The 19,963-nt window shown below is 64.9% G+C and carries 17 protein-coding genes; 7 read left to right on the forward strand and 10 right to left on the reverse strand.

What is annotated here, in order from left to right; translation table 11 throughout:
• The first annotated feature begins 155 nt into the window (after positions 1-155).
• Positions 156-851: a hemolysin III family protein gene (locus tag C7G41_RS30120; protein WP_106945934.1), complete on the forward strand. Its 696-nt coding sequence runs from the start codon at positions 156-158 to the stop codon at positions 849-851.
• A 55-nt stretch (positions 852-906) separates the two neighbouring features.
• Positions 907-1,701, forward strand: coding sequence for an SDR family oxidoreductase (locus C7G41_RS30125; RefSeq protein WP_106945935.1), 795 nt, complete (start codon positions 907-909; stop codon positions 1,699-1,701).
• 156 nt (positions 1,702-1,857) lie between these two features.
• Here the strand turns inward: C7G41_RS30125 and C7G41_RS30130 are convergent, their stop codons facing one another.
• Positions 1,858-2,319 (reverse strand): MarR family winged helix-turn-helix transcriptional regulator, encoded by a 462-nt coding sequence (locus tag C7G41_RS30130; protein ID WP_199198691.1) that lies wholly within the window; start codon positions 2,317-2,319, stop codon positions 1,858-1,860.
• A 75-nt stretch (positions 2,320-2,394) separates the two neighbouring features.
• Between C7G41_RS30130 and C7G41_RS30135 the strand changes: the two genes are divergently transcribed.
• Complete coding sequence (locus tag C7G41_RS30135) at positions 2,395-3,171, forward strand: SDR family NAD(P)-dependent oxidoreductase (protein ID WP_106945937.1); 777 nt, start codon at positions 2,395-2,397, stop codon at positions 3,169-3,171.
• Between the two features lie 177 nt (positions 3,172-3,348).
• On the opposite strand, the gene mdlC is transcribed toward C7G41_RS30135, so the two are convergent.
• The 4 genes from mdlC to C7G41_RS30155 form a co-directional block, all read right to left on the reverse strand.
• Positions 3,349-4,971 (reverse strand): benzoylformate decarboxylase, encoded by a 1,623-nt coding sequence (gene mdlC, locus C7G41_RS30140; RefSeq protein ID WP_106945938.1) that lies wholly within the window; start codon positions 4,969-4,971, stop codon positions 3,349-3,351.
• Positions 4,972-5,118: 147 nt separating this feature from the next.
• Positions 5,119-5,970, reverse strand: coding sequence for a MaoC family dehydratase N-terminal domain-containing protein (locus tag C7G41_RS30145; protein WP_106945939.1), 852 nt, complete (start codon positions 5,968-5,970; stop codon positions 5,119-5,121).
• 15 nt (positions 5,971-5,985) lie between these two features.
• Complete coding sequence (locus tag C7G41_RS30150; RefSeq protein WP_106945940.1) at positions 5,986-7,089, reverse strand: CaiB/BaiF CoA-transferase family protein; 1,104 nt, start codon at positions 7,087-7,089, stop codon at positions 5,986-5,988.
• A gap of 9 nt (positions 7,090-7,098) precedes the next feature.
• Positions 7,099-8,268, reverse strand: coding sequence for an acyl-CoA dehydrogenase family protein (locus C7G41_RS30155; RefSeq protein ID WP_106945941.1), 1,170 nt, complete (start codon positions 8,266-8,268; stop codon positions 7,099-7,101).
• Positions 8,269-8,393: 125 nt separating this feature from the next.
• Between C7G41_RS30155 and C7G41_RS30160 the strand changes: the two genes are divergently transcribed.
• Positions 8,394-9,314 (forward strand): LysR substrate-binding domain-containing protein, encoded by a 921-nt coding sequence (locus C7G41_RS30160; RefSeq protein WP_007614509.1) that lies wholly within the window; start codon positions 8,394-8,396, stop codon positions 9,312-9,314.
• Between the two features lie 217 nt (positions 9,315-9,531).
• Here C7G41_RS30160 and C7G41_RS30165 read toward each other — a convergent pair whose 3' ends face one another.
• Both C7G41_RS30165 and C7G41_RS30175 read right to left on the reverse strand, forming a co-directional pair.
• Positions 9,532-10,806 carry a cytochrome P450 gene (locus C7G41_RS30165; RefSeq protein ID WP_199198692.1) on the reverse strand — a complete coding sequence of 425 codons (1,275 nt, stop codon included), beginning with the start codon at positions 10,804-10,806 and terminating at the stop codon, positions 9,532-9,534.
• A gap of 179 nt (positions 10,807-10,985) precedes the next feature.
• Positions 10,986-12,251: a cytochrome P450 gene (locus C7G41_RS30175; protein WP_106945983.1), complete on the reverse strand. Its 1,266-nt coding sequence runs from the start codon at positions 12,249-12,251 to the stop codon at positions 10,986-10,988.
• Positions 12,252-12,626: 375 nt separating this feature from the next.
• Here C7G41_RS30175 and C7G41_RS30180 point away from each other — a divergent pair, with 375 nt between their 5' ends.
• Positions 12,627-13,772 (forward strand): YjgN family protein, encoded by a 1,146-nt coding sequence (locus tag C7G41_RS30180; RefSeq protein ID WP_199198693.1) that lies wholly within the window; start codon positions 12,627-12,629, stop codon positions 13,770-13,772.
• Between the two features lie 3 nt (positions 13,773-13,775).
• Positions 13,776-14,885: a M48 family metallopeptidase gene (locus tag C7G41_RS30185; RefSeq protein ID WP_106945942.1), complete on the forward strand. Its 1,110-nt coding sequence runs from the start codon at positions 13,776-13,778 to the stop codon at positions 14,883-14,885.
• Positions 14,886-14,894: 9 nt separating this feature from the next.
• Here the strand turns inward: C7G41_RS30185 and upp are convergent, their stop codons facing one another.
• The 3 genes from upp to C7G41_RS30200 form a co-directional block, all read right to left on the reverse strand.
• Positions 14,895-15,524 (reverse strand): uracil phosphoribosyltransferase, encoded by a 630-nt coding sequence (gene upp, locus C7G41_RS30190; protein ID WP_106945943.1) that lies wholly within the window; start codon positions 15,522-15,524, stop codon positions 14,895-14,897.
• Positions 15,525-15,724: 200 nt separating this feature from the next.
• Positions 15,725-16,963, reverse strand: a complete 1,239-nt coding sequence (locus C7G41_RS30195; protein ID WP_106945944.1) for a URC4/urg3 family protein — start codon at positions 16,961-16,963, stop codon at positions 15,725-15,727.
• Positions 16,964-16,970: 7 nt separating this feature from the next.
• The gene (locus C7G41_RS30200) at positions 16,971-18,227 is read right to left on the reverse strand and encodes a GTP cyclohydrolase II (protein ID WP_106945945.1); all 1,257 of its coding nucleotides are present in this window, start codon (positions 18,225-18,227) and stop codon (positions 16,971-16,973) included.
• 387 nt (positions 18,228-18,614) lie between these two features.
• Between C7G41_RS30200 and C7G41_RS30205 the strand changes: the two genes are divergently transcribed.
• Positions 18,615-19,742, forward strand: a complete 1,128-nt coding sequence (locus C7G41_RS30205; RefSeq protein WP_106945985.1) for a threonine synthase — start codon at positions 18,615-18,617, stop codon at positions 19,740-19,742.
• Positions 19,743-19,963: the final 221 nt, after the last annotated feature.

The raw sequence follows: 19,963 nt of genomic DNA on the forward strand, positions 1-19,963 counted from the left end.
CCGATCACAAAAGTGGCAATTGCGCGGGGAAAATCAAGCTTCATACTTCCACCTCGTTTGTCGGCAAATCAGCCGTTTGCAAGTCACCCGTTTGAACGACGCGCCGGTCCCGAAACACCCATACAAGAGGGTATTGTCTCACTTTGCGGATTGCCATGACCGTCTTCCAACTGAAACAGCTCGCATCCTCCTCCGTCCACGCCGCGGCCGACGCGGTCGGCTGGCATTACGACCGCGCCGAGTTGATCGCCGACGGCGTGATCCACGCGATCGGCGTGCTCTGCGGCATCATTGCCGCGACCGTGCTGGTGGTGCTGACGGTGCTCTTTGCCGACGCGACCGACATCGTCGGCGTCTCGATCTACGTCGCCGGCCTGCTCTCGATGCTGGTGTTGTCGGCGACCTATAATCTCTGGCCGGTCTCGCCGGCCAAATGGCTGCTGCGGCGCTTCGACCATTCGGCGATCTATCTCCTGATCGCGGCGACCTACACGCCGTTCATCCTGGAGGTGAAGGACAGCGGGTTCGCGCTGGTGCTGCTCGGCGGCGTCTGGTGCGTGGCGATCCTTGGCATCGTGCTGAAACTTCTCTACCCCGGCCGGTTCGACCGCGTCGCGGTCGGCATCTACCTCGCCATGGGCTGGAGCGGCGTGATGCTCTATGACGCCGTGGTCAAAGCGCTGCCCGCGCTGGTGCTGGGCTTCATCCTTGCGGGTGGCCTGCTCTACAGCTTTGGCGTGATCTTTCATGCCTGGCGACGGCTGCGCTTCCAGAATGCGATCTGGCACGGCTTTGTCTTGGCCGGTGCGGCGTGCCATTATACCGCGGTGCTCGACCTCGTGTTGAGCTGAGCAAGCTCCGCGAAGCGGAATAAGCGAAGCGGTATAAGACAAGAGGAGACGTCGCATGCAGGTGACCGGCAAGGTCGTGGTCGTCACGGGCGGCGCCAACGGCATCGGCAAGGCGCTGTGCGAGGCCTTTCACAAGGCTGGCGCGGCCAAGGTCGTCGTCGCCGATATGGACGCGGACAATGCGAGGGCGGTCGCTGCGACGGTGGATGGCGCGGCGTTCAAATGCGATGTCGCACAGGAAAAGGATATTTCCCACGTCATCGAGGAGACCGAGCGGCAGTTCGGCCCGATCGAATTGTTCTGCTCCAATGCCGGCATCGGCGGCGGCTTCGATCCGATGTCGGTCAATGCCGGCGGCGCCTCGGATGAGCCCTGGCAGCGCAGCTGGGCTATTCACGTCATGGCGCATGTCTATGCGGCGCGGCATCTGATCCCGCGCATGAAGGCGCGCGGCGGCGGCTATTTCCTCAACACGATCTCGGCCGCGGGCCTGCTGTCCCAGGTCGGCAGCCCGGCTTACTCCACCACCAAGCATGCCGCGGTCGGCTTTGCCGAAAATCTCGCGATCTCGCACAAGGCGCACAGCATCCGTGTCTCGATCCTCTGTCCGCAGGGTGTCGACACCAACATGCTGCGCTCGATCCCCAAGGGCCCGCAATCCGGCGACGGCGACCTCTCGCCCGAACAGGTCGCCAAGGATGTCCTCGCCGGCCTCGAGCAGGAGACGTTCTTGATCCTGCCGCATCCGCAGGTGCTCGGCTACATGCGCAAGAAAACCGAGAATTACGACCGCTGGATTGCCGGCATGGCCAAGATCCAGGCCAGGATGCGGGATGAGTTCGGGACGTAGGGAAGGCGGGCGCCAAACACTCGCTGTCGTCCCGGCGAAGGCCGGGACCCATAATCCCAGGGAGTAGTTGTTTGGCTCGGCCGTAAACTCCGAGTCTTCGTGACCACATCTGCCTGTGGGTATGGGTCCCGGCCTTCGCCGGGACGACGCTGGCGGTCAAGCCGCCGATTGCCCTTCGTCCTCCACCCGGCTCTGACGCAATGCCTGCGCATAGAGCATCATCCCTTCGCGCACCGTGCGCTGCTCGGCCTCCGTCAGCGCGGCAAGGGCGCCGCTCACCTGCTGGCGACCAAAGGCGTGCAGCGCTTCCAGCGTGCGTCGGCCCTTCGCCGTCAGCGACAGCAGCTTGCTGCGTGCGTCGGCCTCATCAGGCGTCTCCCGCAGCTCGCCGCAGTCGATCAGCTTGCGCACCAGGCGGCTGACGCTCGATTTCTCCAGCCGCAGGAAATCGCCGAGCTCGCCCGAATTCATCGGCCCGCGGATACCGATCTCCAGGATCGTGTGCACGGCCGACGGCGGATAGTCCGATGCCGCCACGGTCGCATCCATGAAGCCGAGCTCGCGCACCATCAGGCGCGAGGCCGCGCGAATGTCGTCGATCAGCGAAAGCCCGGCCATCTTGACTCCCGGCATATAGTTGTATCATACAACTATATGCACGCAACGGCGCGCGCAAGCGTCTTGGAGTGAGCCATGGGCGGAACTTTGCCTGCGGGGGTGCGGATGAGGGGCAAGGTTTGCCTGGTGACGGGCGGCGGCAGCGGCATCGGCCGTGCCACGGCGTTGCGAATGGCGTCCGAAGGCGCGGAGGCGATCGTCGTGGCGGGCCGGCGCGAAGCCGAGATCGATGCCACCGCTGCGGCGTGCCGCGAACTCGGTGCGGACGCCATCGCGATCAAGACCGACATCACGCGCGAGGACGACGTCGCGCGCCTCGTTGCCACGGCGGTCGAGCGTTGCGGCCGGCTCGACGTCGCCTTCAACAATGCCGGCTTCCAGGAGCGGCGCGCGCCGCTGGAGGAGCAGGGCACGGATCTCTACGACAGCGTGTTCGACACCAATGTCCGCGCGCTGTTCCTGTGCCTGCGCCATCAATTGCCGGTCATGCTCGCGAACGGCCGCGGCAGCATCGTCGTCAACGCCTCCGTCAGCGGCGTGCGCAATCCCAATCCCGGGTTCTCGCTCTACTCGGCATCCAAAGCCGCGGCGATCTCGCTGACACGCTCTGCTGCGATGGAGAACGCTCCACGCGGCATCCGCATCAACGCCGTCGCCCCCGGCCGCGTCGTCACCGACATGATGCTGCGCGCCGGCGTCGGCGATGTCGCAACCGTCAGCGCGGGCCTGCCGCTGCGGCGGATGGGGAGCCCGGAGGAGGTCGCCGAGGCGGTGGTGTGGCTATCGTCCGACGCGTCGTCGTATGTCGTCGGCCATGTGCTGGCGGCGGACGGGGGATTTTTGGCGTCGTAGTTGCGGACGGTCGTGCCAAACATTCGCTGTCGTCCCGGCGAAGGCCGGGACCCATAACCCCAGGGAGTAATTTGGCGAAGATTGGTTGTTCGGGATTAGCAATACGCGCAATCGATAGATCACGCGGTATGAGTCCCGGCCTTCGCCGGGACGACGATGTGGATATACCGTGCGTCCCTAATGCTTCTGCCCGTACAACACCGGCACCGCCGAATCCACGATCACCTCGACGAGGCTCGTCCCTTCGAATGCCATTCCGCGCTTGAGCGCCTCGCCCAATTCGGCTGCCTTGCTCACCCGTACCGCATGGCAACCCATGCCTTCGGCGAGCCGGACGAAATCGATCCCGGGCAGCTCCAGTCCGGGCACGTTCCTCACCTGCATCACCTGGCTGAACGAGCGCATCGCGCCGTAGCCGGAATTGTTGATGACGACGATGGTGAGCGGCAGCTTGCGCTGGGCGGCGGTCCACAGCGCCTGGATCGAATACATTGCCGAGCCGTCGCCGATCAGGCACACCGTGCGGCTCTTCGGCTTGCCGAGCGCCATTCCCACGGCGGCGGGCAGGGAGTAGCCGAGGCCGCCGCTCGCCATGGTGTAAAAGCTGTCCTGGCCGCGCATCGGCATGAATTTTTGCATCGCCGGTCGGTGCGAGGGCGCTTCCTCGACCAGTGAAGCGCCATCAGGCATCGCCTGCGATAGCGAATGCAGCAGGAATTCGACCGGAAGCGGATCGGCGGCCTGCGGCGCCGGCGGCAGCGTTCGCCCCTTCGGTGCGGCGCGCTTGCTCTCCGGCAAGAGGTCGAGCAGCATTGCGAGCGCCGGCTTCATCGTCGCGATGATGCTGGTTCCGACCGGCGTCACCGCCGCGGCATCCGGGTCATCCGTGATCTGGAAGATCGTCGCGCCGCCGTCGAAGATCGCGGCGTGGCCCTCGACGTGGAAGGTGAACACCGGCGCACCGATCACGATCACGAGATCGTGCTCGCGCAGCGCGTCCGACAATTGCGCCGGCGAGGCGTGCAGGAAGCCCGCGAACTGGGGATGGCGTTCCGGGAACGAGCACCGTGCCGAAAACGGGCTGACCCAGACGCTCGCCCTGGCCTTCTCGGCCACGCGCACCATCAGGTCGACCGCGCCGGCACGATCAACGCCGGGGCCGACAACGAGGGCAGGGTGTCTGGCCGATCCGAGCGCTGTGACCAGCGCCTTCATCGCGTCAGCCTCAGGCCCGTTCTCGCGGCTGACCTTACGTGCTTCGAGCGGAGCTGCCGCATGCGCCCAGTCGTCGACCGGGATCGACACGAAGGTCGGCCCGCATGGCGCCTGCATCGCGGTGTAATAGGCGCGCGCGATCGCGGCCGGCACGTCCTCGGGCCGCGCCGGCTCCACGCTGTATTTCACATAAGGCCGCGGGAATTCGGACGCACGCTCCGCATAGAGGAATGCCTGCAACGGGAGGATCGAGCGCGCCTGCTGGCCCGCGGTGATCACCAGCGGCGTCTGGTTGCGATGCGCGGTATAGATGTTGCCGAGCGCGTTGCCGACGCCAGCCGCCGAATGCAGATTGACGAAGCCGGCATTGCGCGTCGCCTGCGCATAACCATCGGCCATGCCGACCGCGGAGGCTTCCTGAAGCGCCAGCACGTAGTCGATGTCGTCCGGCCAGTCGCTCAGGAACGGCAGCTCGGTCGAGCCGGGGTTGCCGAACACCTTCTTGATGCCAAGGGAGCGCAGCAGGTCGAGCGTCGCCTGCTTGACGGTGACGGATTTGCTGCCGCTCTTGCCGTTCTTCGCCATGGTTTCCGTTCCTGTTGTTTTTGGAAGGTAGCAGCCTCACCCCGTCATTGCGAGGAGCCCTTGCGACGAAGCAATCCAGACTGCCACCGCTGAGGGATTCTGGATTGCTTCGCTACGCTCGCAATGACGAGAGGAGGCAGCAGTGTATCACCACACCGCCGTGCCCTTCATGGTCGGCTGCCCCTCCGCGTTCGCGGTCCACAGCTCCATGCCATCAGCGGTCTCGTTGGCGTTGATGGAGAACTCCGAGCCCTCGAACAGCGGCTGGAGGCCGCGATAGGTAAACTTCTTCGGCGCCTTGCCGCCGCGCAGCTTCGCCGCCATCTCGACGATGAACGTTGCCTGCAACGGCCCGTGGAAGATCAGGCCGGGATAGCCCTCGACCTTGGTGACGTAGTCGCGGTCGTAATGGATGCGGTGACCGTTGAAGGTCAGCGCCGAATACCGAAACAGCAGTACCGGATCGGACACATGCGTCTCGCGATGCTGCGCCTTGGGCGGCGGAGGCGGCGCTTTTGCGGTCGCAGGCGTGCTGGTCGTCATCTCGCGATAGACGATGTCCTGCCGCTCGCGGATGGCGATGCCGCGCGGCGATGAGATGCTGTGCTCGACCGAGACGAAGCACAGCGTGCCGGTCGAACCCGTCTTCACCTGCACATCGGAGATGCGCGAGGTCCGCGTCGATTCATCACCGACGCGCAAGGGCTGCAGGAACTCGATCTCGCCGCCGGCCCACATCCGGCGCGGCAGCGGCACCGGCGGCAGGAAGCCTCCGCGGGTGGGGTGGCCGTCGGGGCCGAGCATCGCCATCGGGAACACCGGCTGCGCCAGGCACCAATGCACCGTGAACGGCGCCGCATCGCCGGTCTTGGGCGCGCCGACCTCCTGGAACAGCGTCGCGCGCAAACCCTTCACGAGCTGCGCGGTGACGGTGTCGGTCGCCTCTTCGCTGCGGCCGATCCATTGCCGCAAATGATCGATGTCGAGCTTCCCGGTCATGACGCCTCGCTCTTGTTATTTCTTGGTCTGGGGATTTTCGCCGATCGCGGGCACCGCGCCATAGCTGCGGGTTTCGCCGATGATGATCGGCGCCGGTGCGGGATAGCTGACGCGTCCCTGCGGCGTGTCGACCTCGATGCGGCGCAGATGCGGATGCTTGGTGAGGTCGGCCATGGTGTTGACCTCGGCAAAGGCGATGTCTGCGTCGGACAGCCGCCTCAGCAGCTCGTCGCGCGTCATCCTGCCGAAGGCATCCGCGACCGTCTTGTCGGTGAAGTCGCGGTTGCGCACCCGCTCGACCATGTTGGCAACGCGGGGATCGGCGGGCAGATCCGGCTGGTCCAGCACTTTTGCGCAAAGCGTCTTCCACTCGCGCTCGCTCTGGATCGAGATCAGGATGTCCTTGCCGTCGCTGGACGTGAACACGCCATAGGGCGCGATCGAGGGATGGCGCAGCCCCATGCGCTTGGGTGGATTGCCGGCTTCCGAGTTGAGCAGCGGCACGGTGCACCAGTCCGCCATCACGTCGAACATGGAGATGCGGATGTCGGCGCCCTTGCCGGTGCGTCCGCGCCCGATCAGCGCTTCCAAAATCGCTGCATGCGCCGTGGCGCCGGTCGCGACATCGACGATGGACATGCCGACCCGCGAGGCGCCGTCGGGATTGCCGGTGATCGAGGCAAGGCCGCTCTCGGCCTGGATCAGCAGATCGTAGGCCTTGCGGTGCGCATAGGGGCCCTCGTCGCCATAGCCGGTGATCGTGCAGGAGATCAGTTTTGGATAGTCTTTCAGCAGCCGCTCGCGCGAAAAGCCGAGCTTGTCCATCGAGCCCGGCTTGAGGTTCTGGATCAGCACGTCGGCGCTGGCAATCAGCTTCTCAAGCTCGGCGCAGCCTTCCTTGGTGGCGAGATCGACCACCGCGGATTGCTTGCCGCGGTTGAGCCAGACGAAATAGCTGCTCTGGCCCTTGGCCGCCGCGTCGTAGCCGCGGGCGAAATCGCCCTCGGGCCGCTCGATCTTGATGACCTCCGCGCCGGCATCCGCCAGCCGCGAGGAGCAGAACGGCGCCGCCACCGCCTGCTCGACCGCAATCACCCTGATGCCGTCAAGAGCTCCCATGATGCGGCCTCAGTACGAGCGGGGCATGCCGAGGACGTGCTCGGCGATGAAGGACAGCACGAGATTGGTCGAGATCGGCGCCACCTGGTAGAGCCGCGTCTCGCGGAATTTGCGCTCGACGTCGTATTCCTCGGCGAAGCCGAAGCCGCCATGGGTCTGAACGCAGGCATTGGCCGCTTCCCAGGACGCATCGGCCGCGAGCATCTTGGCCATGTTGGCCTCCGCGCCGCAGTCGAGCCCGGCCTCATATTTGCGCGTCGCTTCCTTCACCATCAGCTCGGCCGCGCGCATCGCGGCGTAGGCCTTGGCGATTGGGAACTGGATGCCTTGATTTTGGCCGATCGGCCGGCCGAAAACGCTGCGCTCCTTGGCGTAGTTGGTAGCCTTTGCGATGAACCATTTGGCGTCGCCGACGCATTCGGCCGCGATCAGGATGCGCTCGGCATTCATGCCGGAGAGGATGTAGCGAAAACCCTTGCCTTCTTCGCCGATCAGATTCTCCGCCGGCACCTTCATGTCGGTAAAGAACACTTCGGTGGTGGCGTGGTTCATCATGGTGCGGATCGGACGGATCTCGAGGCCCTTGTTCTTGGCCTCGCGCATGTCGACGATGAACACCGAAAGACCATCCGTGCGCTTCTTGACCTGGTCCTTCGGCGTGGTGCGCGCCAGCAGAAGCATCAGGTCGGAATGTTCGGCCCGGCTCGTCCAGATCTTCTGGCCGTTGACGATGTAGCCGGCATTGCCGTCCTTGCGCGCGAAGGTCTTCAGCGAGGTGGTGTCGGTGCCGCTGGTCGGCTCGGTGACGCCGAAGGCCTGCAGTCGCAATTCGCCGCTTGCGACCTTCGGCAGATATTTTGCCTTCTGCTCGTCGTTGCCGTGCCGCAGCACGGTGCCCATCGTGTACATCTGGGCGTGGCAGCCGCCGCCGTTGCAGCCCGCGCGCTGGATCTCTTCGAGGATCGCCGCGGCCGCTGAAAGCTTCAAGCCGGCGCCGCCATATTCCTCGGGGATCAGCACGGAGAGATAGCCGGCCTCGGTCAGCGCGTCGACGAAGGCCTTCGGGTAGGCCATCTCGCGGTCGAGCTTGCGCCAGTATTCGCCGGGAAACTGCGCGCAGAGCTTTGCGACGGCTTCGCGGATGTCGGCGTGATCTTCGGTGTGGTGTTCTTCGCTCATGGCGTTTCCAGTTGGGTGCGGCAGTTAAGATAACGCCGGCCGATCCTCTGGCGTTGTGAAAACAATGCCAGCCCCCTATGCTCATTTGCTATAGCGTATGGAGTAGCCTTCCAGGATTGGCAAGCATGGATTTCCGTCAGCTCAGGACCTTCAGTTGTGTGGCGGAGCTCGGCAGCCTCTCCAAGGCGTCCGACACGTTGCGTGTGGCGCAGCCGGCTCTGTCCAGGCAGATCAAGCTGCTGGAACACGAGCTGCGCACCGAATTGTTCACCCGCAACGGCCGCGGCATGGTGCTCACGGATGCCGGCCGCCTGTTGCTGGCGCGCACCTCGGGCATCGTTCGGCAGATCGACCAGATCCGCGACGACATCCAGTCGTCCAAGGGGCCGCCGTCCGGCCAGGTCGTGCTCGGCCTGGTCCCGACCGTGAGCTGCGTGCTGTCGGCGCGCTTCGCGCGGCGCTGCGTCGAAAAATTTCCCGGCATTTCGCTGCGCATCGTCGAGAGCTACAGCGGCCATCTCGTCGAATGGCTGCATCGCGGCGAGATGGACCTCGCCATCCTCTACGGCCGCTCCGCCGATCTGCATCTCAACGTCGAGAGCCTCGGCCGCGACAACATCGTCGCGGTTGGTCCGCGTGGCTGCGGTCTCGCGCGCAAGAAGAGCGTCGATATCGGCTGGCTGCTGCGGCAACGGCTGGTGCTGCCCAGTCACTCCCACGGCCTCCGTGCGCTGATCGAGCACGCCGCGGCGCAGCGCAAGATCAAGCTAAACGTCCAGCTCGAGGCGGATTCGTTTCGCGTGCTGACCAGCCTGGTCGAGGAGGGGTTAGGCTTCGCGCTCTTGCCGCCCTCGTCGGTCCACGGCGAGGTCGCGGACGGTCGGCTGGAAACCGCCGTCGTCTCGAAGCCGATGACGCGCGAGCTCATATTCGCCTCTCCGATCGACCGTCCGGTCTCGACGGCCTCGGTTGCCGTCACGGCCCTCCTGCGCGAGGAGGTCGCCGCCTGCCGCAAGGACGGCGTGTGGGACATCAAGTTGAGTTAGATGCACCGGTGTCGTAGAACAGCCGCGCGCGATCTCGCCTTCGCATCTGGCGCGACCTGTCATGCCGGAATTTTATAGCTGGGCTACGGTCGCCGTGAGTTTGGCGAGTATGTGTATCCCGGAACTCGTCATTGCGAGCGCAGCGAAGCAATCCAGGCTGTCTCCGCAGAGGGATTCTGGATTGCTTCGCTGCGCTCGCAATGACGGAGGATAGAGCTCAGCCCGGAATCCTCACCGGCAGCGACTCATATCCCTTGATGAAGCTCGAATAGATCCGCTTGGGCTCGCCGACCACCTCGATGCGGTCGAAGCGCTTGAGCATCTCTTCCCAGACGATCTTGAGCTGGAGCTCGGCGAGGCGCATGCCGACGCAGCGGTGGATGCCGAAGCCGAAGGAGAGGTGGGTGCGCGGCCGCGGGCGGTCGATGATGAACTCGTTCGGCCTATCGAACATCTCCTCGTCGCGGTTGCCGGAGACGTACCACATCACAACGCGGTCGCCCTTCTTGATCTGCTTGCCGCCGATCTCGGTGTCGGCAAGCGCGGTGCGCCGCATATGCGCCAGCGGGGTCTGCCAGCGGATCACCTCGGGCACCATGGAATCGATCAGCTCGGGATTGGCGCGGAGCCTGTCAAACTGCTCGGGGTTCTCGCTCAGCGCCAGCACCGAGCCGGTCATGGTGTTGCGCGTGGTGTCGTTGCCGCCGACGATGAGCAGGATGATGTTGCCCATGAGATTGTCGGGGTCCATGAAGCGCGTGGCGTCGTTGTGCGCCATCAGCGACAACAAATCGTTGCGGGGCGCGGAATTGACGCGCTCGTTCCACAGCTTGGACATGTAGGCGTAGCATTCGTCCATCTCGCGGCGGCGCTCTTCGGCCGAGGCCACGATGCCGCTCTTGGGCAGCGCGGTCGCGACATCGGACCAGCGCGTCAGCTTGCGCCGTTCTTCCCAGGGGAAGTCGAACAGGGTGGCCAGCATCTGCGTCGTCAGTTCGATTGAGACGCGCTCGACGAAATTGAAGGTCTCGTTGCGCGGCAGATTGTCGAGCACGGTCTGCGAGCGCTGGCGGATCAGTTTTGCCAGCTCGTCCAGATGCGTCGGCGTGAACATCGGCGACACCGTCTTGCGCTGCGACGAATGACGCGGCTGGTCCATGGCGATGAAGCTCGGCCAGTCATAGCCTTCCGGCACGTCGCGGATCCCGATGCCGCCGAGCGTCGAGTCGGAGGAGAACAGGCCGTGGTTGGTGTCGACATGCATGATGTCGTCGTACTTCACCACCGACCAATACGGCTCGATCGGCGCGTTGGTGCAGTAATGCACCGGCTCTTCCTTGCGCAGCCGCTCGAACCACGGCCACAGGGTGTCGTCCTGGAATAGCCTCGGCGCCCCCGGGTGGAACTGCGCCAGCGGCGTCGCATAGGCCTCCTCGTGGGCCCTGCGCATGCGTTCGGCCTTGTCGGTCTTGACCGGAGACTGAATGTTCATGGCGGTAGCTCCAGTTGGTTCTTCCTTCACCTCGCCCCGCTTGCGGGGAGAGGTCGGAATTCGAGCGAAGCTCGAATTCCGGGTGAGGGGGACTCTCCGCGATTCGGCTGTCACGCTGTTCGCGGATGGAGCCCCTCACCCCAACCCTCTCCCCGTAAGAACGGGGAGAGGGAGTTAACTCACGCCGCAATCTTCACCGGCAAGGTTTCGAGACCCTTCACGAAACTCGAATAGACCCGCTTGGGTTCGCCGACCACCTCGATATGGTCGAATCGCTTGAGGATCTCTTCCCAGATAATCTTGAGCTGGAGTTCGGCAAGCCGCAAGCCGACGCAGCGGTGGATGCCGAAGCCGAAGGAGAGATGCGTGCGCGGCCGGGCGCGGTCAATGATGAATTCGTAGGGCTTTTCGATCGCGTCAGCGTCGCGGTTGCCCGAGACGTACCACATCACGACCTTGTCACCTTTCTTGATCTGCTTGCCGCGGAACTCGAAATCCGCAAGCGCTGTGCGGCGCATATGGGCCAGCGGCGTCTGCCAGCGGATCACTTCCGGCACGAAGCTGTCGAGCAGCGCGGGGTTTTCGCGCAGCTTGCGATATTGCTCCGGATGCTGGCTCAGCGCGTCGAGCGAGCCTGACATGGTGTTGCGGGTGGTGTCGTTGCCGCCGACGATCAAAAGGATGAGATTGCCGAGGAAGTTCTTCGCGTCCATGTCGCGCGTCGCGGCACCGTGCGCCATCATGGACAGCAGATCACTCTTCGGCGGCTGCGCGATGCGCTCCTTCCACAGTCGCGCGAAATAGCCCGCGCATTCCGTCAACTCGGCCTGCCGCTCGTCTTCGGTGGCGACAAGGCCGTCAGGGCCGGGAATGGTGGTTGCAATGTCCGACCAGCGCGTCAGCTTGCGGCGGTCCTCCCAGGGGAAGTCGAACAGCACGGCGAGCATCTGCGTGGTGAGCTCGATCGAGACACGGTCGACCCAGTCGAACACCTCGCCACGAGGCAGATTGTCCAGGCACTCGGCCGAGCGCTTGCGGATGCTCAGCGCCAGATTGTCCAGATGCGTCGGTGTGAACATCGGCGCCACGGTCTTGCGCTGCGCCGCGTGGCGCGGCGGGTCCATCGAGATGAAGCTCTCGCGGCGCAGTTCCGGATCGATGTCGCGGATGGTGATGCCGCCGAGCGAGGAGGCCGAGGAGAACACCGAATGATTGGTCTCGATCTCCATGATGTCGTTGTAGCGCGTCACCGACCAATACGGCCCGAACATCGAGTTCTTGCAATAGTGCACGGGATCTTCGCGGCGCAGGCGATCGAAATAAGGCCAGAACGTATCGGTCCTGAACAGCTCGGGGTCGCCCGGATCGAACTGCTCCAGCGGCAGTGATGTGGCGCGTGCGCGTAACGCGTCGAGCTTCGCCGCGCTTTCGATGGTCCCATGCATGACCGCTCTCCCTGACATGAACCGCGCGTTCTCGTTGAATTCTGCGCTGCGGTATTTGATTTGCAATTACAGCCGGTTGTCTGCGCCGGAGCAAGGGCGAGTTTTGCCACACGGTCTCGCCTGTAGCCCGGATGGAGCGTAAGCGTAATCCGGGATTCGGGCCGCCACTGCCGCTGTCCCGGATTGCGCTGCGCTCCATCCGGGCTACGGGACATTCGCGAACGTGATCTCGCGCACGCCCTTGGCCGTGGAAACGCGCCAGAAACCGACTGGAATCGAGCCAAATCGAACCTGCCCATCTTGGGGATCGACCAATCTCTGATTTATAGTTTGATCGAACCAGGTCCGCACCCCGAGGTTGCCGCCGTGAATGACATGCAATGGGCCCCCATCGGCTCCGAACCCTTACCCCCGCCGCTGCCGCCCACGCGGGTCGATTTCACCGGCAACCGCACCGAGTTTCGCAAATTGGTCACCAAGGGTGCCCTGCTCGAGCTCGTCACCTTCGGCTTCTACCGGTTCTGGCTCGTCACCGACATCCGCCGTCATCTGTGGGCGAACACCGCGATCGACGGCGACGCTGCCGAATATACCGGCCGGGCCAAGGAGCTTCTGGTCGGCTTCCTGTTCGCGCTCGCGATCCTGGTGCCGATCTACCTCGCTTACTTCCTTGTCGGTATCGAGTTCGAGCGCTGGCAGGGCTTTGCCTCGACGCCGCTGTTCATCAGCTTCTACGCTTTCGGCCAGTTTGCGATCTTTCGCGCGCGGCGCTATCGCCTGACGCGCACGGTCTGGCGCGGCGTGCGGTTCTGGATGGACGGATCGGGCTGGGCCTATTCGTTCCGCGCCATGCTGTGGGGCTTGCTGGTGTTTCTGACGCTTGGTCTGGCATTGCCGTGGCGCGAGGCGTCGCTCGAACGCTACAAGATGCGGCACACCCATTACGGCGATTTGCGAGGCGATTTCGAAGGCGACGGCTGGACGTTCTTCAAGCGCGGCTGGTGGCTGTGGCTGCTCAGCCCGATCGCGCTGGTGATCTTTCCGCTCGCGCCGTTCTTCTATGCCCAGTTCAAGGCGCGCGAATGGCGCTGGTGGCTCGACGGTATCCGCATCGGCGGCGTGAGCGTGTCCTCGGATTTGCCGACCAACGCGTTCTACGGGCTGTACTGGAAGGTGATCGGCTGGTGGATGCTGCTCTCGGTCATCTTCGGCGCCTATATAGGAGGGGGCACCTTGCTCCTGGTCAAGCTGACCGGCCTTCCCGCCGAGCAGGCGTTCGGACCTGACAATGCCGCCAAGAGCATTCCGATGCTGGTGATGATGGTCATCGGCTATTTTGCCGTCGCTCTTGCGGTGAACATCATCATGCGGGTCTATCTCCAGCGCGATCTCTGGGCCAAGGTGCTGGAAACGGTTGAGGTGCACAACATCGGGGCCGCGGCTGACGTGCGCGGCAGCGCCGAGCTTGCCAGCGCGCTCGGCGAAGGCTTTGCCGATGGACTCGATGTCGCGGGATTCTGAGCTGTGAGTGACGTATTCGCCGAGGCCCCGGCGCAGTCCGTGAAGCCGACGGTCTTCTTCGACGGCGTGTCGAGCCGCAGGCGGCAGGTTGCGCTGACGCTCAGTGACGCGCTCGAGATCCTCGAACAGGGTGGGGCGCCCGTTCGCTGGGCCTACGCCGACATCCGCCGCGCCGACAGCCCGGCGGGCGTGTTGCGCCTGGCCTCGACATCTGCGCCGCCGCTGGCGCGGCTGGAAATCCGCGACGCTCTGCTCGCCTCAGACGTGACCGCCCGCTGCATGCGGCTCGACGAGCACCAGACCTCGCGCCGCGGCGTCGCAAAGATCGTCGGCTGGTCGATGGCTGCCGCCGTCTCCATCGTCTGCGTGGTGCTGTTCGGCGTGCCGCTCGCTGCCGACCGCCTTGCACCGCTGGTTCCGAAACCAATCGAGCGGCGCATCGGCGATGCGTCTGAAGTTCAGGTGAAGACGATCTTCGGCCGCAATGCGTGCGAGGATGCGGCGGGGAAAGCGGCCTTCATCAAACTCGTCAATCGGCTGCGCGATGCCGCCGGCCTCGACGACGATTCCATGACCGCGGGCGTGCTGCCGACCCCGGTGCCGAACGCGTTCGCGCTGCCCGGCGGTAAGGTCTTCGTGCTGAAGGGCCTGCTCGACAAGGCCGAGAGCCCGGACGAACTCGCCGGCATCCTCGCCCACGAACTCGGCCATCTCAAGCACCACGACAACATGCGCGGCCTGATTTACAACGGCGGCACCTCGTTCCTGATCGGCCTGTTGTTCGGCGATGTCACCGGCTCGAGCGCCGTGATCTTCGCCTCGCGCAGCGTGGTCGAGGCCTCCTATTCGCGCGAGGCCGAGACCGCTGCGGATAGTTTCGCCATCGAGATCATGCACAAGCTCGGCCGTTCGCCGAAGCCCGCGGCGGAATTGATGTTCCGCATCACCGGCAAGGAAGGCGGCGGCCTCACGTCGATCCTGGCGAGCCATCCGCTGACCGAGGACCGCCTCGCGCGCATGACGAAGGAAGATCGCCCCGCCAGTGGCCCGCCGCTGCTGACGGATGCGGAGTGGCAGGCGCTGAAAGGGATCTGCGGCAGCGGCAAGATTTGAGCCTCGCGCCTATCTCGTCCCGTAAGCGCGGTCGCCGGCGTCGCCGAGGCCCGGCAGGATGAAACCGTTCTCGTCGAGACCGTCGTCCACCGCGGCCGTCCAGATCGGGACGTCCGGATGCAATCCGCGCAGCCGTTCGAGCCCTTCGGGGGCAGCGATCAGGCAGGCCAGCCGGATATCCTTGGCGCCACGCTCCTTCAGCCGGTCGATTGCGGCCACAGTCGTGTTGGCGGTCGCAACCACGGGCGTCACCACGATCGCCAGGCGCTCGCTGAGATCGGATGGCGATTTGAAGAAATATTCGACCGCTGCAAAACTGTGCGGCTCGCGGTAGAGGCCGATATGCGCGACGCGCGCGGTCGGCACCAGATCCATCATGCCGTCGACGAAGGTCGTGCCAGCGCGCAGCATCGGTACGAACACCAGCTTCTTGCCGGCGATCTTGGCCGAATGCATCGTCGCCAGCGGCGTCTCGATGACGGTATCGGCGAGCGGCAGGTCACGCGTCACCTCGTAGCACAAGAGCATGCCGATCTCCTTGATCAGCTCCCGAAACGATTTGGTCGAGATCGATTTGTCCCGCACCAGGGTCAGCTTGTGCTGCACCAGTGGATGATCGACGATCGTGACGCCTTGCATGAAACGCTCCTAACGAAATGCACTTGGGTGAAACGCGACGGGCCGATACTTCTTCCCTTCTCCCCTTGCGGGAGAAGGTGGCGCGAAGCGCCGGATGAGGGGTTGTCTCCGCGAGCTCCGGTGAGAGATAACCCCGCGGAAGCAACCCCTCACCCGGCTTCGCTTTCGCGAAGCCGCCCTCTCCCGCAAGGGGAGAGGGTTTAGAACACCGTGCCGTCGCTGATCACCTTGAGCGGCGGCGAACCGTCGGGCCGGCGCGAGAACGCGATGGCGCGGCCCGCGGCCCAGGTGCCGCCTTCCAGAATGCTGGCGAGCGGCAATGTCTCAGGGGTGCGACCGAGCTTCGCGCGAACCAGTTCGGCAAGCCGGTCCAGCAGCGCTACTGTCAGCGCGCGCCACTCGACGACGAGCAGGGAGTCCACCGCATGCGCACGTTCGGCGTCAGCCGCATCGCGCAGGCGCAGCACCTCGTGATCGACGAACAGGCCGCCATTGCGATATTCGGCAAGCCCGGTCAGGCCGTCGATGTCGGTGACGTCAAACCCGGCGCGCTGCAGCGGCTCGATCAGCGAATAGCTCAGCCATTGCGACAGCTTGTGCAGGGGCACGAGACCCGCGGTCGCGTCATCGGCCTTGACCGCCGGATGACGCCAGCAATCGCCGAGCGGAATCCCGGCAAGTTCGAGCCGCGATGGCCAGATCGGTCCGAGCTGGTTCAGCACGGCGGCCAGGATCGCGGGTGCGGGAACCGCGCCGCCCTTCGCCTGCGCGGCGATGTGATCGAACAGCCCGCCCGGCCGCGGCGTGTCGTGCGAGCCGAACACGTCTGCGCGCTCCGCCACCAGCTTGCCGAGGCGGCGCAGCAGATCGGTCCGCCCCTCGAGCCCGAGCAGCGGATTGGTATCGCTCACCTGAAAAGCCGAAGTGAGCGCGGCTAGCGGCAGTTGCGCGAGCACGTCCGCATCGGCCCTGAATGGCGCGCGCGTATCGCCGGAGAAGAGACCGGTCGCGAACATGTCGAGACTTGCGATCGCAAGGCCCTCCGACCGGCCGATGCTCTGTCCCGTCACAGCGTCGCGATATCGCCACGCCGCACCCGCGCCGGCATCGAGCAGCACGCTGACGATGGCAAGGTCGAACTCCGCGCGCGCCCGCGCCGCGCGATCGGGCCATGACGCCGCGTCCGCCAGCCGCGCCCAGCGGTCGATGCCACCAAGCACGAAATGGCGCCAGCGCGCATGGAAGGGAATCTCCAGCGTCGGATAGGCTTTTCGCGTGACAGCCAACACGGCGTCGGCAACGCCGTCCATGCGATCGAGATCGATCGTGAAATGGCTCAAGCCCCCGTTCAGGCCAATCTCGAACATCTCGCCGGCACGCGCGCGAACCGCTGCTGCGCTGAGCAGCGAACGGGCCTGCAATTCCAAAGCGTCTGCCATCAATCGATCAGTATTTTTCCAGCGAACGCCCGACCACGCCGTTGACGTCCTTCTCCGGCGCGATGTCGTCCGAATAATAGCCGGCGGCCTTCTTCGCGGCGATCTCGACATAGGCGTCGGCGGGAATGAGCTCGGGCGGGATCGGCACGCGCTCGACGATGTCGATGCCCTGCGAGGTCAAAGCGTCATGCTTCATGTCGCTCATCGACAGGAAACGGTCGATGCGCTTCAGGCCGAGCCAGTGGATGGTGTCGGGCATCAATTGCTGGAAGCGCGCGTCCTGGACGCCGGCGACGCATTCGGTGCGCTCGAAATAGGCGGCGGCCGCGTCGCCGTCCTCCTGGCGCTTGCGCGCGTTGTAGACCAGGAATTTCGTGACCTCGCCGAGCGCGCGGCCTTCCTTGCGGTTGTAGATCACGAGCCCGAGCCCGCCCTCCTGGGCGCCGCGCGCGGATTCCTCGATGCCGTGAATGAGGTAGGGCCGGCAGGTGCAGATGTCGGAGCCGAACACGTCGGAACCGTTGCACTCGTCATGCACGCGGCAGGTGATCTTGGTGCGATGGTCCGGCAGTTTTGTCACGTCGCCGAACATGTACACCGTGGTGCCGCCGATCGGTGGCAGAAACACCTTCATGTCCGGCCGGGTCACCAGCTCGGGGAACATGCCGGCGGTCTGCTCGAACAGCGTGCGCCGCAGCTCGGTCTCGCTGGTCGCAAAGCGTTCCGCAAGGCCGGGCAGATACCAGACCGGATCGATCGCGATCTTCACCACCGACACGCTGCCATTGGCATGCACGACGTCGCCGTCGGCGCGCAGGCGCTTGGCGTCGAGCGCCTCGCGGATCTCCGGCAGGTCCAGCCGCGCGCGCGTCACCGCGATGCTCGGCCTGATGTCGATGCCCTCAGCGATGTCCTTGCCGAAATTCTCGGCGACGAGATGCCCCCAGGGATCGAGCGCGACGATCTTGGCGGGATCGCTCCATTGCGGAAACGGCCCAATGGTCGCGGCCGGAAAGGTGTTGGTGAGGTCGGGCCTACGAATCGGATCGAGCGCGCCGGCGGACACCGCGAGCGCGCGGTACATCGCATAGGAGCCGCCATGGCTGCCGATCACGTTGCGATCCCCAGCGCGCGACACCGTGCCGATGATCGGCCCGCGGGCGCGTGCGTCGGCGGCGCCCCAGTGGATCGGGAATGCGGCTGTCCGGCCCGGCTCCGGATGGGAGGTGAGGCGGATGTGGTCGGTACGGTTCGCGCGGCTCATGACCAAACTCCTAAAAAGCCAACGGCCCGCCGCTCGGACGGGCCTTGGCTCGTCGCGCTGCCGATGCGGAACACCGGCGGCGCGAGCTCAATCCAACATATTGTAGCGGGCAGTCGCGACAGACAAGTTAATCGTGCTGCGCGAGGCAGGGTGGCCCGCGGTCGAATTCTCGCCATCAGCGCGCCGGTACGGCTTGCGTGAGTGCGATGCCACCGCAATGGCCGACCCCGCCACCCATTGCTGTAAGCCAATGAAGTAATTATTGTTTTCACGTTTTCAAGAGGCGCCGCACGGTTGGCGCGCCGGGCGTCGAGTTTCCTTACAAAACGTGTCATCAAACCCAACGTACAGACCGCCTTTGCCTTGTCGCCTGCCTTGGAGACCGCCATGCCCGCCGCCAGCTACATCGATCCCCGTAACGGCCAGCTCTATCCGCTGGACCAGCCGCGCTGGTGCTCGGACGAACGCGCGCCGCTGCTGGTGACGGCGGGGGCCGGGATGTCGCGGGAGGAGATCGAGCCGCGCACGCGATCGCTCTGGCGCTACCGGGCGGCGCTGCCGGTCGAGATCAAGACTCCGATCACGCTCGGCGAAGGCTGCACGCCGCTGGTGCAGCAGGCCTGGGGCGAGCTGCGCCCGTTCTTCAAACTCGAATGGTTCAACCCGACCGGCAGCTTCAAGGACCGGGGCTCCGCCGTGATGCTATCCTTCCTTCGACAGATTGGCGTCGAGGCCATCCTGGAGGACTCGTCCGGCAATGGCGGCTCGTCGATGGCGGGGTTAGGTGCCGCCGGCGGCATGCGCGTGAAGATTCTCGCGCCTGCGTCGACCTCACCTGCCAAGATCGCGCAGGTGCGTGCCTATGGCGCCGCGGTGCAGCTCGTCGAGGGCCCGCGCGAGGAATCGGAGGCCGAGGCCATCCGGCAGTCGCAACAGACCTTTTACGCCAGCCACAACTGGCAGCCGTTCTTTCTCGAAGGCACCAAGTCGCTCGCCTATGAGATCTGGGAAGACCTCGGCTTTCGCGCCCCCGACAACGTCATCGTCCCCGTCGGCGCCGGCAGCTCTCTGCTCGGTTGCGCCTTCGGCTTCCGCGAGTTGTTGAAGGCCGGCCAGATCGCCAAGCTGCCGCGCCTGTTCGCAGCGCAGCCACAAAATTGCTCGCCGATCGATGCGAGCTTCAAGGCGGGCGTCGATACGCCCGTCGCGCGCGAGGTCAACAAGACCATCGCCGAAGGCACTGCGATCAAGCATCCGCTGCGCCTGCGCGAAATCATCGGCGCGTTGCGCGAGAGCGGCGGCGGCACCGTCGCACTCACCGAGGATGAGATCGTCGCCGCGCTGCGGCGTCTCGCGCGGCAAGGCCTGTTTGCCGAGCCGACCAGCGCAAGTGCGGCCGCCGCGCTGGACAAACTGTCCGCCACCGGTGCCATCAAGGCGAACGAGACCACGGTCGCGGTCCTCACCGGCACCGGCCTCAAGGCCGCGACCATCGTTGCCGATCTCGTGCAATAGGGACGATACGCTTCATCAGTCATTGCGAGCGCAGCGAAGCAATCCAGAATCTTTCCGAGGAGACAGTCTGGATTGCTTCGCTGCGCTCGCAATGACGATGTGGAAACTGCGAGCACCTATGTCTGACCGTCATCCTGAGGTGGCCGTTTATTCAGCGGCCCTCGAAGGACGACGGCCCGGCTGCATCTCGGCCGCTCATCCTTCGAGGCTCCCCTCGCGGT

Origin of the sequence: Bradyrhizobium sp. MOS002, assembly GCF_003020115.1 — a bacterium.
Classification (GTDB): domain Bacteria; phylum Pseudomonadota; class Alphaproteobacteria; order Rhizobiales; family Xanthobacteraceae; genus Bradyrhizobium.

Coding starts and splice junctions, on each gene's coding strand:
- C7G41_RS30135 (WP_106945937.1), top strand. CDS start 2,395: ATGGGCGGAACTTTGCCTGCGGGGGTGCGGATGAGGGGCAAGGTTTGC.
- C7G41_RS30175 (WP_106945983.1), bottom strand. CDS start 12,251: ATGCATGGGACCATCGAAAGCGCGGCGAAGCTCGACGCGTTACGCGCA.
- C7G41_RS30200 (WP_106945945.1), bottom strand. CDS start 18,227: ATGAGCCGCGCGAACCGTACCGACCACATCCGCCTCACCTCCCATCCG.
- C7G41_RS30130 (WP_199198691.1), bottom strand. CDS start 2,319: ATGGCCGGGCTTTCGCTGATCGACGACATTCGCGCGGCCTCGCGCCTG.
- upp (WP_106945943.1), bottom strand. CDS start 15,524: ATGCAAGGCGTCACGATCGTCGATCATCCACTGGTGCAGCACAAGCTG.
- C7G41_RS30155 (WP_106945941.1), bottom strand. CDS start 8,268: ATGAGCGAAGAACACCACACCGAAGATCACGCCGACATCCGCGAAGCC.
- C7G41_RS30120 (WP_106945934.1), top strand. CDS start 156: ATGACCGTCTTCCAACTGAAACAGCTCGCATCCTCCTCCGTCCACGCC.
- C7G41_RS30180 (WP_199198693.1), top strand. CDS start 12,627: ATGCAATGGGCCCCCATCGGCTCCGAACCCTTACCCCCGCCGCTGCCG.
- mdlC (WP_106945938.1), bottom strand. CDS start 4,971: ATGGCGAAGAACGGCAAGAGCGGCAGCAAATCCGTCACCGTCAAGCAG.
- C7G41_RS30165 (WP_199198692.1), bottom strand. CDS start 10,806: ATGAACATTCAGTCTCCGGTCAAGACCGACAAGGCCGAACGCATGCGC.
- C7G41_RS30150 (WP_106945940.1), bottom strand. CDS start 7,089: ATGGGAGCTCTTGACGGCATCAGGGTGATTGCGGTCGAGCAGGCGGTG.
- C7G41_RS30205 (WP_106945985.1), top strand. CDS start 18,615: ATGCCCGCCGCCAGCTACATCGATCCCCGTAACGGCCAGCTCTATCCG.
- C7G41_RS30125 (WP_106945935.1), top strand. CDS start 907: ATGCAGGTGACCGGCAAGGTCGTGGTCGTCACGGGCGGCGCCAACGGC.
- C7G41_RS30160 (WP_007614509.1), top strand. CDS start 8,394: ATGGATTTCCGTCAGCTCAGGACCTTCAGTTGTGTGGCGGAGCTCGGC.
- C7G41_RS30145 (WP_106945939.1), bottom strand. CDS start 5,970: ATGACCGGGAAGCTCGACATCGATCATTTGCGGCAATGGATCGGCCGC.
- C7G41_RS30195 (WP_106945944.1), bottom strand. CDS start 16,963: ATGGCAGACGCTTTGGAATTGCAGGCCCGTTCGCTGCTCAGCGCAGCA.